Source organism: Microcoleus sp. A003_D6 (genome assembly GCF_036702825.1).
GTDB lineage: Bacteria > Cyanobacteriota > Cyanobacteriia > Cyanobacteriales > Microcoleaceae > Microcoleus.
Genome location: NZ_JAUBWA010000141.1, coordinates 1 through 15,921, shown reverse-complemented (window position 1 = coordinate 15,921; position 15,921 = coordinate 1). Strand labels below are relative to the sequence as shown.

Genomic DNA, 15,921 nt, shown 5'->3' with positions numbered 1-15,921 from the left:
TACTCTATCTTTTTTGAGGCGATTTGTCTAGGATTGCCGGGCTGTCTGGTTTTCAGGCAACCTGTCACCCCGTCAGATTTTTGTCAGGTCAAGGCGAGATTGAGTCAAAAGTTGAAGGTCACTCGATCGGCGCTGACGATTATCTGGTAAAACCTTTTCAGTCTGAAGAAATCTTAGCTAAGGTAAAGTCGCAGTTAGAGCGCTCTCACCGCATTTACGCCGAGATTGTCCGACTGCTGCAAACTTCTACCGCCCGGGCGGTGGAGCCAAAAGTGGTAGCACTATTGCCAGCACCTGCACCTTTGCCCTTAACACCAGCCGAGGAAAGAGTTTTTTGGGAAGTTATTCAGGGTTATACTAACAAACAAATTAGCGATCGGCTGTTTATTAGCCCCCGGACTGTGCAAGCTCATTTAGGCAGCATTTTCAGCAAATTACAGCTAGAAAATCGAGCCCAGCTTGTGAGATATGCCCTAGAAAAGGGATACAAACCACCGCAAACTTAGCTCGGAAATCGACCTAGGGCGCGCCAACCAGTCACTCGATTTTAGATTTTAGATTTTAGATTTTAGATTTACTCCACAGATTAATGTGGGAGCTTAAACTAGAACCTAAAGTTTTTATCTTTCCACGACAGGAGTACGTGGCACGGTATCCGTTTTTGGGCGGGGTCAAAAACTCCCGTAGCTGCCAAATAATCGAGGCTGACGCACTCAGCAGGCAAATTATTCCAAATTCAAAACACAATAAGGAAAATTAGTTATCACGCAAACTCCCGGCCCCAAATTCGTACCCCGCAAGTTGGCACGTTCCAAATCAGCCTGCCGCAGGTTATTAACCGCATCGATATTTGTCCCGCTCAATTGAGCCTTGGGAAGCCTAGTATTTGAGAGAATAGCATTCTGCAAATTAGTATCGCGCACGTCAGCGAAAGACAAATCCGCCCCGCTTAAATTGGCGCGACTCAAATTAACTCTAAAAAGCAGCGATCGCCGCAAATCCGCATTCGACAAATTAGCTTGCAGCAGATAAGATTCGCCCAGATTCGCATTATAAAGTTTAGCACCGCGCAAATCAGCACTCGTCAGATTCGCTCGCCCCAAAAAAGCATTAGACAAATCCGCATTCCGCAGATTAGCACCCTCCAAATCAGCACCGTACAACTCGGCGTTGACTAAATTAGCATTAGACAAATTAGCATCACTTAAATCCGCTTCTAACAAATTAGCTTCATAGAGATTTGCTCCGCTTAAATCGGCTCCTCTTAAATTAGCTCTGTACAAGCTAGCCTTGAACAAATCAGCATTTCTCAAGTCACAGCCTTCGCAATCTTTAGTTTCCAGCAATTGCCTGACATGATCTGGATTTTGAGCTTTAACGGGAGCTGCAAGCCAAAACAAAGCTAAACTTGCCGTTACAGTTGCCAAGATTTTAAGTTTCACAAACAAACCTCACTGCTACTTCAAACAAATTATACTAGCAAACTCTAGACTTTAAACCCATTTACTTATTTCTTTTCTCTTGCTCTGCGTTCTCTGCGCCCTCTGTGGTAAATTCCCAAAAAACTTATTCACTTACAGCAGATTCCATGTCTGTGAAGTACACCGCGCCATCTATAAATCCCCGTAGGGACACGGCCTTGCCGTGTCCCTACTACTTAATTAAGCTTCATCTAAAGCAGCAACACCAGGCAATTCCTTACCTTCGAGCAGTTCCAAACTAGCACCGCCACCAGTAGAAATGTGGCTCATTTGTTCGCCCAAATTCAACTGTTCCACAGCCGCCACCGAGTCACCGCCACCGATAATTGTGGTAGTACCGCTTTTAGTAATTCCCGCCAAAGAATGAGCAATACCTTCAGTTCCAGCAGCAAACTTCTCCATCTCAAACACGCCCATCGGCCCGTTCCAGATTACCGTTTTGCAATCAGCCAAAGCATCTTGGAAAGTTTTCACAGAATCCGGGCCGATATCCAAACCCATCCAACCGTCGGGAATTTCCTCAACGGGGACAATTTGAGTGTTAGCGTCAGCAGCAAACTTGTCAGCAACAACCACATCAGTAGGTAACAGAAAAGTAACTCCCCGTTCCTTGGCTTTAGCTTCCAAAGACTTCGCCAATTCCAGCTTGTCATCTTCCACCAAAGACTTGCCAACGCTCAAACCGCGAGCTTTGTAGAAGGTGAAAACCATGCCGCCTCCCAGCAGCAATTTGTCGCACTTTTCGAGCAGTTTTTCAATGACTCCAATCTTGCTGGAAACCTTAGAACCGCCGATAATAGCAGCTAAAGGACGCTGAGGATTGTCGATCGCACTGCCGAGATATTGCAGTTCCTTCTCCATCAAAAACCCAGCCACAGAAGGACTCAGATACTTAGTAACGCCTTCAGTAGAAGCGTGAGCCCGGTGAGCCGTACCAAAAGCATCATTGACATACAAATCTGCCACAGAGGCTAAATTTTTAGCAAATTCCGGGTCGTTTGCCTCCTCCTCTGGGTAGAAGCGCACATTTTCCAGCAAAACCACATCGCCATCTTGCATCGCCGCGACTGTAGCAGCGACTTCATCGCCGATGCAGTCGTCAGTCTTTTTGACCTCTTTCCCCAACAATTCCGACAGCCGCTTAGCAACCGGCGTCAAGCGCAACTTCTCAGTCACACCCTTGGGACGGCCGAAGTGGCTGCACAAAATGACCTTAGCACCCTTGGACGCTAAATCTTGAATAGTCGGCAGAGCAGCCCGGATGCGAGTATCATCGGTGATGTTGCCGTTGTCGAGCGGCACGTTAAAGTCCGCCCGCACCAATACCCGTTTGCCCGATAAGTCCGATGCCGATAAATTTGCTACAGTTTTTTTTGTCACAGGATTAACCTCCTAATATTTGTGTTTTTGTCGAATTCCGTTGAAATGGCGGCACTGGTCACTTGCACTTGGGGCCTCGGACGCATTCAACCGCGTCCGTACAAAAAACGGAAGATGAAACAAACGGCACTGATTGGCTCAACCTAAACATTTTATCGGAGTCCGTGTCCGGGAAATGCGCACTATGTTCAAGACTGTCTTATTTCCTGTAGATCAAAGCCGAGAAGCCCGCGAAGCGGCGGAAAAGGTTGTCAATATTGTGAAAACCTACGCTTCTCGCTTAGTTATTCTGTCGGTAGTCGAACCCCCCGCCGAGGAGGGTGCCGCCCCACCGTCAGAGGTGATGACTTCCCCCGAAGCAGTCGCCAAACTGCTGTCTGAGGCTCAATCGATGTTTTCCCAGCAGGGAATCGAAGCTGAAATCATTGAACGAGAAGGCAAACCCGCTTTCACGATTTGTGATGTGGCTGACGAAATTGGGGCTGATTTGATTGTGATGGGCTGTCGGGGGATGGGTTTAACCGATGATGGGGCGTCTGACAGCGTTACCAATCGGGTGATCAATCTGTCTCCTTGTGCAGTTTTGATTGTGCCTTAAGGAAGGAAGAAGGAAGAAGGAAGAAGGAAGAGGGAAGAAGGAAGAGGGAAGAAGGAATAAGCAAGAAAGAAAACTCTTTCTTTTTACTTAATCTCAGCACTGTAAGTTAGATACCTAACAGCTTACTTTTTCATTTTCCCTTTTCCCTTTTTCATTTTCCCTTTTCCCTTTTCCCTCTTCCCTATTCGCTCCTTACTTCCTGATTGCCTCCCTAGTTCCTTCCTGTGTGATTCTCTCTTTCCTTACACTCATCCTTCTTCCTTCTTCCTTCTTCCTTCTTCCTTCATATTATGAAAATTCACTGGTATCCCGGTCACATTGCTAAAGCTGAACGGGCATTAAAAGAACAGCTAAAGCGGGTAGATGTGGTGCTCGAAGTCCGAGATGCCCGCATTCCACTGGCTACTTACCACCCTCAAATGCCGACCTGGGTGGGCGGTAAGGCGCGAGTATTGGTCGTCAACCGCATGGACATGATTACAGCTCGAACCCGCGACGCGTGGGAAACATGGTTTGAATCACAGGGGGAAACTGCGTATTTTACCAATGCCGAACACGGGCAAGGAGTACACGATGTTTCCGATGCTGTGCAGGAGGCTGGGGTGCAGCTAAATAAACGTAGATTCGATCGAGGTATGCTGCCCCGCCCAGTCCGCGCCGTAGTAATGGGCTTTCCCAATGTCGGAAAATCTGCTTTAATCAATCGGCTGTTAGGGCAGAGAGTAGTGGACAGTGCCCGCAGAGCAGGAATAACTAAATCGCTCAGATGGATTCGCATCTCTGACGAAATTGAGTTATTAGACGCCCCCGGAATCATCCCCACCCGCATTAACAATCAAGAAAATGCCCTAAAATTAGCTATTTGCGAAGATATTGGCGAAGCAGCTTACGACAATCAGGTAGTAGCCGCGGCTATGGTAGATTTGCTTTTAGAGCTTGAGGCGGCCGATGACACCTTGATATCAGTATCTGGTTTTAAATCCAGGTATAAATTAGATATAGCATCTAGTAATGGTGAAGATTATTTGCACGAGGTAGCAAAAGACAGGTATAAAGGAGATGTCGAACGAACGGCGCGGCAAATGTTAAACGATTTTAGAACGGGTGTGTTGGGTCAGCTTGCTTTGGAGTTGCCGCCGGCTTGATAAAACTCGTACCATATAACTAATCAGAAATGGTATTTAATAGGGAGTTGCTGACGCTGCCGAGAATTTGAACTTCGTCTCCTATGTGTACTATTTTTCCTGGTGCTTGAAGTGGCACTCGCGTGTTAACTATCAGCCGGCTCAAGTGATTTAAATGCCCTTTTTTTACCAAGTCAGGCATAATTTCCTGCTGGGCTGTTAGTACATTTTTAAAAATTGGATAAGCTGCTTTCGGGGCATAATTTTGCGTAGATAGGATACAGGGCTGACGGGGATTAATACCTTCAAATATTGCTTTCCCTATTTTAAACCTGACAACTTCATCGGCTTGTGGGAAAAGTTGGTGTTCCCAAAAAGCCGGGACATCTCCTATTTCAATATTAGCTCGCAAGCGATGGCGCATCTCGTTAACGCAAACTCTCGGAAACCAAGATGCAACTTCGGCAATTGTTTCGGTACTGATAATGCTTGGCCCCGGTGCATCGGTATTGTCGGGAAAGCCTGTGAGCAAGTTTTCAATTAACTTGACAGGGAAACCGAAATAGCTGCTCAACCAACATTCTATTCCCAAGCGTTCTCTATCTACATGAAAAAAGATTTCTTGTTCGGTGTCTTGAATTTTTAGGCAGGCAATTCTATTTGTGATGTCAAATGATAAGCGCAGAAAATGGACTCCGCTGTTGCGCTTAGTGTTAACCAATTCTCCTGCTGCATCGCAGATTGCAAAAGAGCGATCGCCGGATAGAGCTCCGCTGGCAAGAATACTTGCATGACTGACAGCTATGCCGTCAAGGGACTTGACCGGATAGATATGAATGCTGGCGACGTAAGACATTTCGATTTATTGATAAATAATTGTCTTTTTAGATACATTCTAGCATCCCCTGCTGGCAGAAGGATGACCGCAGTTGACTTTATTAAATAAAAATGGCTACTTTTGGGAAATTTAAATTTTGCCCTAGCTGCTTGTAAAGAAAAATTAAATAAGTTTGGCTGAGCTTGCGGTATATATTATGCTAATAAATACAAACAATTGAACCGAGTTGCAAGCAGTCAGGAACCTCAGCCCCGACGGCGTGAGGCTTGGAAGAGAAATCTCAAAAGCCGTCCTGACCAGCCTAAGTCTTAACTGACTACGTTTTTTGAGTCACGACACCGGAGAATGCGAAGCTAGTTTTCCGCTCTGTCATTTGCAGTTAAACAGTTTTAAGGTCCCTGAAACAGTGCTGCAAGTATAAAAAGCTCTTAAAACATTGGCGAAGCTAACATTACCCCGCAAGGGAGGCTCGAAAGAACAAAATACTATGCGTACAGGATTGGAAGATTTGAAACGGTAACTGTCCCGTTGAAAGTACAACACAAAGGTACACCGAATTAACCAATTCCAAGGCGGTAGTAAATCAAAAAACAATGTAAAGCCGTCCTAGAAGGACGGGGTTTCTACCCATTTTTCTGATGACTAAAAGCGAAAGAACAGGCATGATTTCGCGACGCAATTTAATGTTGAAGGCTGGTGCAGGTATGCTGGCGGCAAGCTTTGCACCAGCGCTTTTGCAAGCCCAAGTCGCAAAGGCAGAGGCAATCTCTGACCTTACTCCCGACGGTGCTCTAAAGAAATTGATGGAGGGGAATCAACGCTACATTGAGCAAAAACGGACTTTTCCCGACCAAGCCCGATCGCGGATTGTAGAAGTAGCAGAGGGTCAACATCCGTTTGCAACCATCCTGGCTTGTTCTGATTCGCGGGTTGCGCCCGAAATTATTTTCGACCAAGGATTGGGGGATTTATTTGATATTCGAGTAGCTGGAAATTTTCTCGACGATGTGGTGCTCGGGAATATGGAATATGCCGCAGTAGAATTAGGCGTGCCGCTATTAGTAATTCTGGGTCACGAACGCTGCGGTGCTGTTAAAGCAGCTTTAGATGGCAAAGCTGTGCCGGGTCACATTAGCACTTTGGTGGCGGCGATTAAACCCGCAGTTGATACCACAAAAGGTGTCCAAGGTGATGCGTGGGATAACGCAGTCAGAGCTAATGTGAAAATCAATGTAAATAAGTTACAATCCTCGTCGCCTATTTTAGCTGAAGCAGTCAAAGCGGGCAAGCTTAAAGTTGTTGGAGGGCGCTACGATTTGGATAGCGGCAAAGTAGAGATAATTGCTTGATTTTGCTGGTTGCATCTCATATCTTGGAATATTTTTAACGAACAGGCTTTCCGGCCTGTTCCACACTCCGAGAATCTTACTTGTGGGGAGTAGGGGTTGGGCAGGAGATCCCGCCCATAAAAGCCCTAATCTCAGTTACCAGAAAGAATTGGTTTAAAGCCCCAAGCCATAAGCGGGAGAAATTAAAAGAAGACTATTCATTACTCCAATCCTCGGACTTCCAGGTAAGCTGTTCTACATTTAAATTGTGTGTCAAAAATCAAGAAAACTTTTGTGGGACGGGCTTCTAGCCTGTCCCTAATTTCCTATTTAAATGCGTAACAGCTTAGAGGTAACAGTCAACTGTCAACTGTCAACTGTCAACTGAAATCAAACCCATTTCTTGCAGTCCCCGGCGCAGGCGTTCTGCTTCAAATGGACGGCGCTGTTCGTGAAGGGCGATCGCTCTTTTGAATTCTGCTAAACTCTCTGGCATTTTGCCAATTTTCAGCAAGGCTACTGCCAAGTTTTGATGAGCTTCGGCGTGTTCTGGATCGATTTTAATCGCTTGTCGGTAATAGGCGATCGCATCTGCTAAATTTCCGGCTGCCTTCAGCGTCAGTCCCAAATTGTAGTGACCTACTGCAAAACTGGGATCAATTTTTAAAGCTGCTTTGTAAGCTTTTTCAGCAGATTTCAAATCTCCTTCATCTTTGAACAAATTGCCCAAATTATTGTAAGCGCCCAACTTGAGCGGCGGGAACACATTGGTATTAATTGCCGCTTGATAGTGTTCTTTTGCTTTGGCAAACTGCTGCTGCTGGCGGTAAGCAATTCCCAAATGATAGTTGAGTTCGTAAACAATAGAATCATCAATTGCCGCAGCAGTCAAGCCTTTGGTTAATAAATTAATTCCCCGCCCGATTTGCCCGCTTTCTACATACAGCGCACCTAATTTGCTACAAGCATAAGCATCGTCTGGATAATAAGCGATATAGCGTTCCATCGCTGCTTGAGCTTTTTGGAATTTACCTTTGGCGGCGATCGCATCTTTGTGATAACCCGAGTGCAAAATCGCCACATCGGGGAGAGAAACTATTTTCCAATTTGGTTCCCTCTGCAAAATCTCAGCCACGCTGTCGTCTACCATTGCATGGTAAGGGCGAGAAAAGCGGATGTCGGGGCGATTGCGAAACAAGCGCGACACTAGGGAATAGGGAGATTGAGAGGCACCGATTTCTTGGCGGATGAGATTGATTAGCAGCAGCCGATCGCTCGCAATTGCCTGCTTAATTTGAGGTACAATCTCCGGTACCAACACCTCATCGGCATCCAACACCAAAATCCAGTCGCCCTGGGCGTGCTTCAGACACTCGTTGCGCGCCGCTGCGAAGTCGTCGCACCATTCAAAGTCATAAACCCTCGCCCCGGATTCTCGGGCAATTTCACGGGTGCGATCGCCCGATCCCGTATCCACCACCACTATTTCGTCAACAACACCCTTAACGCTGTCCAAAGTCCGCGACAGTGTTGCCTCTTCATTCTTCACGATCGTGCACAGAGTCAGATTCATCGGGCGCAAACTTTCCTCGTTTCACAGAAATATTGTAATTTTTTACCAGTAAAACACAAAAAGTCCCAGAAAAGATTCTCCTATTTTCCTTTGGTCTTAAGCATAAGTACCTTTCTTCCCTAGAAAAATCGGGTTAACTGAGATGTTGCACCATTCTCAATAAGCTTTTTAGGAACAGGCAAGATGCCTGTTCCACAAAGAGTGAATTTTCTCGCTTCACAGGCATCTTGCCTGTTCTTGAAAATGGTGCAAGATGTGAGGTTAACTCTTTTGAGATATTAAGAAGAGTTAACCTCGGACGATTGATCGGAAATTCTACCACTTTCGGTTCATCCCTGCGGTAGAGGTAAAGGCTTGATAGCGGTTGTTATTCTTAGAACATAAGACAAGGCACAAGAAAAGTTTAAGTATTCAGGAGAAAGAGAAATGGGAATTATTGCTTGGATTGTTTTAGGACTGATTGCCGGTGCGATCGCCAAAGCCATTTATCCGGGAACTCAAGGCGGCGGTTTTATTGCAACAACAGTTTTAGGCATTATCGGCGCGCTGGTGGGAGGTTATTTAGGTCAAGTCTTTGTGGGAACGAGCGCGGGAGCTTCCTTCGGAGCATTGACTCTACCAAGCATAGCTTTTGCAGTCATCGGTGCGATCGTGGTACTTTTCATCTGGGGATTGTTAACTCAGCGTGCTGCATAACAAATATTGCCAATTCCCAGTCGATCGACTTTGAGGGTATTCATAAACCCGGTTTCTTGAAGAAACCGGGTTTTTCAATATCGGACTCGGCGGTTGAAACTCGGCGGTTGAAACTCGGCGGTTGAAACCGCTACTACACAAACAAAACCCGCCTCTGCGGGTTGAAGAGTAAAGTTAATCAATCCGCAAATTGAAAGGCAAGCGAACGTAAATCCCCTGCGGGTCGTTCATTGACTTGATCACAGCCAATTCATCCTGCATTTTCTTAAATTCGGCCGTTAGCGGGTCGAGTTTGGCGGCTGGTTTCAAAACGCGAACGCCTGAAAGTCTTTCCAAAATTCGCTCCTCCAAACTGCGGCTTTTTGGATATTCTTCCAACTGCCAATCGTCGCCCAGTTTAGCTTGCTTCGCCGCCTCTCTGACAGCATCTTCAAGGCCGCCAATTTCATCGACTAAACCCAACTGTTTCGCGGCTGTACCAGACCAAACCCTGCCTTGAGCAATTTCTTGTACTTTGTTTTTAGGCAGTTTGCGGGAGTCGGCGACTTTAGTAATAAATCGATCGTAAATGCGATCGACTACCCTCTGAATATTCGCCAATTCTTGAGGATTTTTCGGGCGGGAAACCGTGTTAGTATCCGCAAAGCGGGCGGTTTTCACAACGTCCCAAGTTAAGCCGTTGTTAGCAGCCAACTTTTCGGCGTTGAACAGCATTCCAAAAACGCCGATCGAACCGGTAATCGTATTCGGTTCGGCAAAAATGCGGCTGGAACCCATCGAAATCCAATAGCCGCCGGATGCTGCTAAATTGCCCATCGAAACGATAACTGGTTTCTTTTTGCCCGTCAGCACCACTTCGCGTCCAATTACTTCGGCCGCCGTCGCGCTGCCTCCGGGACTGTTGACGCGCAAAACCACTGCTTTTACGTCGTCATCTTCCCGGATTTTCCGCAATTCTTCAGCGATGCGATCGCCTCCTACTTGAGTCGGGCCCCCTTCGCCGTCTACAATCTCTCCTTCAGCGTAAAGTACAGCAATTTGGTTTTTCTTGTCAGCGCGAGTTGAGTTTTTATTTTCAGCAATTCTCGCGTAGTTTTTCAAACTAATTTGCTTGAAAGATTTGTTTTCGCGATCGGTTCCTGTGAGTTTTTTGAGTTCGGTTGATACTTCGTCAAAGTATACAACTTTATCAACTAACTTGTTTTTGAGAGCTTCGTCAGCCATCAAAATTCCGCCATTATCTGCAAGCGCTTGCAGTTGCGGAACGGTCACTTTGCGGCTCGGGGCGACAGTTTTCAGGTATTCTCCCCACATATCTCCGAGCAATTTTTGAGTTTGCTGGCGATTTTCGGGACTCATTTTTGTGAGCAAAAATGGCTCAACGGCTGACTTGTATTTGCCGACGCGAGTCACTTGCACTCCCACGCCGTATTTTTCCAAAGCACCAGTGAAAAACATTGCCTGACTGCTAAAACCGTTGATTTCCAAAGCGCCGTAAGGATTGACGGCAATTGTATTAGCAACGGAACCGAGGTAATAATCTCGCTCGTTCCAGTCCATCTGGTAAGCAAAAATGGGTTTTTTGGTATCTCGGAAACGCTGCAAGGCCGATCGAACTTCTTTGAGGTTGGCAAACCCGCTGCTGCTCGAATCCGAGCTACCTTCGAGATAAATGCCAACTATTTTCGGGTCTTTTTTCGCAGATTCGATCGCGTCTAAAACAGTCCGCAGCGTCACTGTATCGCCGGAATCTTCCGAAAGCACTTCTTCAATCGCCGCGCCAGTGCTGCGGCTCGGTTTGCTGTCGGTGATATTTAAAGAAAGGTCTAATACCAATACAGACTTATCTTTAACTTGCGGGCCTGAATCTTTAGACGACGATGCCGCCATAGCAATTAGCAGTACCAGTCCTCCCAATCCGATGCTGCCCAGCAGCAACAATCCGAGGAAGGTTCCCAGCAAACTTGCACAGGTATATTTTAGGAAATCTTTCATTAGATTATTGGTAATTGGTAATTGGTAATTAGTTATTAGTCATTAGTTATTAGTTATTAGTGATTAGTCATTAGTCATTAGTCATTAGTCATTAGTTATATCACATTCGGTTAGAGCGGAATGATACCGAGCGTGCAAGCGTCCCCGCACGCGAGGGAGACGCTCGCACTGCACTCGGAAAAATATTATTCCGATGCCAGCGGAAACGATTTTATTGGTAATTCCTGCAACTAGGATTTAGCAATTATCCGCTGTCGTTAGTTATTAGCTAATGACTGTTGACTGCTGACTAATGACTGCTGACTAATGACTGCTGACTAATGACTGCTGACTAATGACTGCTGACTAATGACTGCTGACTGCTGACTCACTTTTATCTTAACCTTTCCAAAACCCCAGAATGTTTTAACTCACCCAAGTTAGCGCAGCCCGTACAGAACATCACGGTGGCGATTTCTGCAATTAAAACCTCAGCTAGAACGCCTGCGGCTGATTCCGATTCCGCTGCGGCTTGTAGAAACGGTCGCGCAAATCCCGCAATATCCGCGCCGAGGGCGATGGCCTTCGCTGCATCCAACCCATTCTGCAAGCCTCCAGAGGCAATCAGAGGAACATCCGGCGCGGAGGCCCGGGTGCTGACAATGCACTCGGCTGTCGGTATTCCCCAGTCGGCAAAGGTTGCGCCCAACCTGCGCTGCTTGCCATCTTTAGCTCGCTGTCCTTCTATTTTCGCCCAAGAAGTGCCTCCTGCTCCGGCAATGTCGATCGCACCTACCCCAGCGGCGAGCAATTTCTTTGCCATCTTTCCTGAAATACCGTTGCCGACTTCTTTAGCAATAACTGGTACTGGTAATCGATCGCACAATGTGGCTATTTTATCTAGCAGTCCTTTAAAGTTAGTATCGCCTTCGGTTTGGACGCACTCTTGCAGCGGATTGAGGTGCAAAATTAGAGCATCTGCTTCTAAAATATCAACAATTTTTTGGCACTCTTCCAAACCGTAATTGTAGTTTAATTGAACTGCTCCGATATTGGCAAATAACAGAATATCAGGAGCGCGGCGGCGGACGGCAAATGTAGGAGCTAGTTGAGGTTTTTCTACGATGATTCGCTGGGAACCGACTCCCATTGCCAGTTTGTATTCTTGCGCGACATCGGCGAGGCGATAATTGATTGTCTGGGCTAATTCTGTGCCGCCGGTCATTGAGGAAATTAGCAGGGGAACGGCTAGTTTTTTGCCGAGAAATGTGGAGGTTAAATCGATTTGGGTGCGATCGAGTTCTGGCAAACAGCAGTGTTCAAAACGGTAGCGTTCTAGGCCGCTGGTAGTTTCGCGAAATTGTACGTCTTCTTCGAGGCAGATCCGCAGGTGGTCTGCTTTGCGGGTTTCGGTTTGCGACGGGGAGGTTAGCGGCAAGTTCACAGTGGCTATTTGGGGAAAGAGTTTTGAGTTGGGAATATAGCAATTTTATTTCATTTTCGAGATTTTTTTATGAACCGCAGAGGGCGCAGAGGGCGCAGAGGAGAAGAAAAGAGAGATGTGCTTCAGTTGACAGTTGACAGTTGACAGTTGACAGTTGACAGGTAAATCCTGCAAGGGTTGCTATATTAAGCTGTCCCCCATAGAAGTTGTATTTTTCGGGCGGGCGCGACACCCACCCCACAAGAATTTCATCAAACTTGGCTATAAAATTTAGATGCGCCTCGGTTTATCCAGGAACAGTTAGCGGCATTCCGTTATCGGAAGGTTTCAACTTCAGCAAAAAAGGAACTGCTTTTTGCACCCATGCTTTGACTGACGTGTAACTTGCCGCATCTTCTCCGAAAGAAATTTCCAGCATATCCGTGTGAATTATCCCCGGATTCAAAGGAACCGCTGCCATACCTGGGGGCAATTCTTGAGCGAGCGATCGGGTAAGTCCTTCTATTGCCCACTTGGAAGCGCAATAGGGCGCGACTTCCGGCGAAGTTGACCTTCCCCAACCAGAACTAAAGTTGACAATTATGCCGCTTTTTCGAGCAATCATTGCCGGTACAAAGTGGCGGATTACATTAGCCGTACCTTTAATATTAACATCTACTACCTGCGAAAATTCTTCGCTGCTGACCAACCAAAGGGGCGCGGAATGGTTGACTAAAGCTGCATTGTTTACAAGCAAATCTGGTGGCTTATTTTTTCCCAGCATTTCTGTTGCCCAAGCTTTTACGCGATCGTCGTTTGCGACATCCAAACAAGTAAAATTGTGGGGCGCACTATATTTTTGGTTGAGCTTTTCCACTGCTTCGGAAGAACGGGCGCATCCCAAAACTGTATGTCCCAATTCAATAAACTTTTCGGTCATGGCAAGACCGAGACCGCGACTGACTCCGGTAATTACAATTAATTTTGTCATATATTTCTAAATTTTGACATTAAGTAATACAATACATATTGACTGGCTAATTGACAAATCGATCGCAGGGAGAAAGCATGAAAGTAAAAGCAGCAGTTGCTCGCAGTGCCGGCCAACCTTTGAGCATTGAAACGGTCGATCTGGATGGGCCTAGGGCTGGAGAGGTGCTGGTGGAAATTAAAGCCACGGGTGTTTGTCACACTGATGCTTACACTCTTTCCGGTGCCGATCCTGAAGGTTTGTTTCCCGCTATTTTAGGCCACGAGGGAGCCGGGATTGTCGCAGAAGTGGGGCCGGGAGTAACGAGTGTCAAAGTGGGCGATCGGGTAATTCCACTTTACACTCCCGAATGTCGCAACTGCGAATATTGTTTGAGTGGCAAAACAAATCTCTGTCAAGCAATTCGCGTGACTCAAGGGCAAGGCGTGATGCCCGACGGCACGAGCCGATTTTCAATTAATGGCGAGAAAATTTTCCATTACATGGGAACTTCTACCTTTGCTAATTATACAGTATTGCCAGAAATTGCGGTAGCAAAAATTCGCGAAGATGCTCCTTTTGATAAAGTTTGTTTGATTGGCTGCGGCGTCACAACTGGCATCGGCGCTGTCATCAATACGGCGAAAGTAGAGCCTGGTTCTAATGTAGTAGTTTTCGGTTTGGGCGGCGTGGGTTTGAATGTAATTCAAGCGGCTCGCATGGTGGGAGCTAACATGATTGTCGGCGTAGACTTGAATCCCGACAAACGAGAGATGGCGGAAAAATTCGGCATGACTCACTTTGTCAATCCCCGCGAAGTGGAAGGCGATTTAGTGCCTTATTTAGTAGATTTAACCAAAGGCGGAGCCGATTACAGTTTTGAATGTATCGGCAACATTAATGTGATGCGCCAAGCTTTGGAATGCTGCCACAAAGGTTGGGGCGTGAGCGTAATTGTCGGGGTAGCGGGAGCAGGTCAAGAAATTAGCACCCGCCCGTTTCAGCTAGTAACTGGTAGGGTTTGGAAAGGCACGGCTTTTGGGGGGGCAAAAGGCAGAACTGATGTTCCTAAAATTGTTGATTGGTACATGGACGGTAAAATTGATATTGATAGTCTGGTAACTCGGGTAATGCCGATCGAGCAAATTAACGAAGCTTTTGATTTAATGCACAAAGGCGAAGTAATTCGTACAGTGTTGACTTTTTGAAGGAAGAAGTTCGGCAACGGATTTTGTAACGGATGTAACGGATGTAATACATATTAATTCCCAATTTCCAATTATGCTCTCTGAATCCCTAAAACTGCACAAAGAACATAAAAGTTTCGGCGGCAAACTCGGCTTTTACAGCCATCAATCCTCCGCTTGCAACAGCGAGATGAAATTCGCGGTTTATCAGCCCCCGCAAGCTTTATCTCAACCCGTACCAGTTTTGTATTTTCTATCAGGTTTAACCTGCACGGAAGAAAACTTTATGGCAAAAGCCGGGGCCCAACAATTTGCGGCAAAATACGGGTTAATGCTGGTTGCGCCCGACACTAGCCCGCGCAATACTGGTATTCCTGGTGAAGATGACGATTGGGATTTAGGAAGTGGTGCGGGTTTTTATGTTGATGCGACAGCCGCACCTTGGAATTCTCACTATCGAATGTACAGTTATGCGGTTGATGAATTGCCAAATTTAATCGCCGAAAATTTTCCGGCGATACCGGAAAAACAGGGAATTTTCGGTCATTCGATGGGCGGACACGGGGCTTTAATTTGCGCTTTGAAAAATGGATCTCGCTATCTTTCAGTTTCCGCTTTTGCGCCTATTTCCGCGCCAATGCGCTGCCCTTGGGGACAAAAAATATTCGGGCACTACCTCGGTGGCGACAAAGAGATGTGGAAGGCTTGGGATGCTAGCGAATTGGTGCTTCAAGCGCAATACAACCGTCCGATTCTGATTGACTGCGGCACTGCTGATTCGTTTCTGGCTGACGGGCAGTTGTTGCCGGAAGTGTTCGCGGAAGCTTGTGCAAAAGCGGGACAGCCGCTAACTTTAAGGATGCAGGAAGGTTACGATCACAGCTATTATTTTATAGCGAGTTTTATCGAGGATCATATTCAATTTCACGCGGCTGCTTTGTGTGAGTGAAGTTTAGTTTGTAGTAAGGACTTTAGTCCTTAAACCTAATTTCATTGTGCAGCGCACTCCAGGGGACTAAAAGCATATCAGCTATTTGCGATTGTCCTCTAGCCCTGTAGATATCCATAGCTTTCTCAAAATCTTCAATTCCCCCCTGTAAATCTCCTGTTCCACTTCGAGCAGTAGCACGAATCATGTAAGCTTCTACAAAGTCAGGATTGAGATTTATTGCTTGAGTAAAAGCTGCAACTGCTTCCTCGTACAGCCCCCTGCGACCGAGGTCGAATCCTTGTTCGTAAAATTCTCGAGCTTCCATCGCATTTCTTAATTATCGATAAGCTGTGTTGCATCTAGATTGCCTATGGTATTAGAGAGGGAGAGGGGGAGAAGGGGAGAGGGGGAGAGGATT

15 protein-coding genes are annotated in these 15,921 nt (G+C 46.5%); 7 read left to right on the top strand and 8 right to left on the bottom strand.

Annotated elements, in window-relative coordinates; all coding sequences use genetic code 11:
- Positions 1-23: 23 nt before the first annotated feature.
- Positions 24-506: a response regulator transcription factor gene (locus QUB70_RS27500; RefSeq protein WP_332984707.1), complete on the top strand. Its 483-nt coding sequence runs from the start codon at positions 24-26 to the stop codon at positions 504-506.
- Between the two features lie 219 nt (positions 507-725).
- Here the strand turns inward: QUB70_RS27500 and QUB70_RS27495 are convergent, their stop codons facing one another.
- Together QUB70_RS27495 and QUB70_RS27490 are read right to left on the bottom strand one after the other, a co-directional pair.
- Positions 726-1,442 (bottom strand): pentapeptide repeat-containing protein, encoded by a 717-nt coding sequence (locus tag QUB70_RS27495; protein WP_332984706.1) that lies wholly within the window; start codon positions 1,440-1,442, stop codon positions 726-728.
- A gap of 219 nt (positions 1,443-1,661) precedes the next feature.
- A complete protein-coding gene (locus QUB70_RS27490; protein WP_332984705.1) occupies positions 1,662-2,861 on the bottom strand; it encodes a phosphoglycerate kinase in 1,200 nt (399 codons plus the stop codon).
- 184 nt (positions 2,862-3,045) lie between these two features.
- Between QUB70_RS27490 and QUB70_RS27485 the strand changes: the two genes are divergently transcribed.
- Positions 3,046-3,459 (top strand): universal stress protein, encoded by a 414-nt coding sequence (locus QUB70_RS27485; protein WP_332984704.1) that lies wholly within the window; start codon positions 3,046-3,048, stop codon positions 3,457-3,459.
- Positions 3,460-3,749: 290 nt separating this feature from the next.
- Positions 3,750-4,604, top strand: coding sequence for a ribosome biogenesis GTPase YlqF (gene ylqF, locus QUB70_RS27480; RefSeq protein ID WP_332984702.1), 855 nt, complete (start codon positions 3,750-3,752; stop codon positions 4,602-4,604).
- A gap of 19 nt (positions 4,605-4,623) precedes the next feature.
- On the opposite strand, the gene QUB70_RS27475 is transcribed toward ylqF, so the two are convergent.
- Positions 4,624-5,439 carry an MOSC domain-containing protein gene (locus QUB70_RS27475; protein ID WP_332984700.1) on the bottom strand — a complete coding sequence of 272 codons (816 nt, stop codon included), beginning with the start codon at positions 5,437-5,439 and terminating at the stop codon, positions 4,624-4,626.
- A gap of 620 nt (positions 5,440-6,059) precedes the next feature.
- Here QUB70_RS27475 and QUB70_RS27470 point away from each other — a divergent pair.
- Complete coding sequence (locus QUB70_RS27470; RefSeq protein ID WP_332984699.1) at positions 6,060-6,770, top strand: carbonic anhydrase; 711 nt, start codon at positions 6,060-6,062, stop codon at positions 6,768-6,770.
- 352 nt (positions 6,771-7,122) lie between these two features.
- Here the strand turns inward: QUB70_RS27470 and QUB70_RS27465 are convergent, their stop codons facing one another.
- Positions 7,123-8,322: a tetratricopeptide repeat protein gene (locus QUB70_RS27465; protein WP_332984697.1), complete on the bottom strand. Its 1,200-nt coding sequence runs from the start codon at positions 8,320-8,322 to the stop codon at positions 7,123-7,125.
- 426 nt (positions 8,323-8,748) lie between these two features.
- On the opposite strand from QUB70_RS27465, the gene QUB70_RS27460 reads away from it, so the two are divergent.
- Positions 8,749-9,018: a GlsB/YeaQ/YmgE family stress response membrane protein gene (locus QUB70_RS27460; RefSeq protein WP_332984696.1), complete on the top strand. Its 270-nt coding sequence runs from the start codon at positions 8,749-8,751 to the stop codon at positions 9,016-9,018.
- A gap of 174 nt (positions 9,019-9,192) precedes the next feature.
- Here the strand turns inward: QUB70_RS27460 and sppA are convergent, their stop codons facing one another.
- From sppA to QUB70_RS27445, 3 genes are all read right to left on the bottom strand, one after another.
- The gene (gene sppA / locus QUB70_RS27455; protein ID WP_332984695.1) at positions 9,193-11,013 is read right to left on the bottom strand and encodes a signal peptide peptidase SppA; all 1,821 of its coding nucleotides are present in this window, start codon (positions 11,011-11,013) and stop codon (positions 9,193-9,195) included.
- 373 nt (positions 11,014-11,386) lie between these two features.
- Entirely contained in the window at positions 11,387-12,436 is a 1,050-nt protein-coding gene (gene fni, locus QUB70_RS27450) for a type 2 isopentenyl-diphosphate Delta-isomerase (protein ID WP_332984694.1), read from the bottom strand.
- Between the two features lie 286 nt (positions 12,437-12,722).
- The gene (locus QUB70_RS27445; protein WP_332984693.1) at positions 12,723-13,406 is read right to left on the bottom strand and encodes an SDR family oxidoreductase; all 684 of its coding nucleotides are present in this window, start codon (positions 13,404-13,406) and stop codon (positions 12,723-12,725) included.
- A gap of 77 nt (positions 13,407-13,483) precedes the next feature.
- On the opposite strand from QUB70_RS27445, the gene QUB70_RS27440 reads away from it, so the two are divergent.
- Both QUB70_RS27440 and fghA read left to right on the top strand, forming a co-directional pair.
- The gene (locus QUB70_RS27440) at positions 13,484-14,593 is read left to right on the top strand and encodes an S-(hydroxymethyl)glutathione dehydrogenase/class III alcohol dehydrogenase (protein WP_332984692.1); all 1,110 of its coding nucleotides are present in this window, start codon (positions 13,484-13,486) and stop codon (positions 14,591-14,593) included.
- A gap of 73 nt (positions 14,594-14,666) precedes the next feature.
- Positions 14,667-15,521 (top strand): S-formylglutathione hydrolase, encoded by an 855-nt coding sequence (gene fghA, locus QUB70_RS27435; protein WP_332984690.1) that lies wholly within the window; start codon positions 14,667-14,669, stop codon positions 15,519-15,521.
- 22 nt (positions 15,522-15,543) lie between these two features.
- On the opposite strand, the gene QUB70_RS27430 is transcribed toward fghA, so the two are convergent.
- Positions 15,544-15,828: a tetratricopeptide repeat protein gene (locus tag QUB70_RS27430; RefSeq protein WP_332984688.1), complete on the bottom strand. Its 285-nt coding sequence runs from the start codon at positions 15,826-15,828 to the stop codon at positions 15,544-15,546.
- Positions 15,829-15,921: the final 93 nt, after the last annotated feature.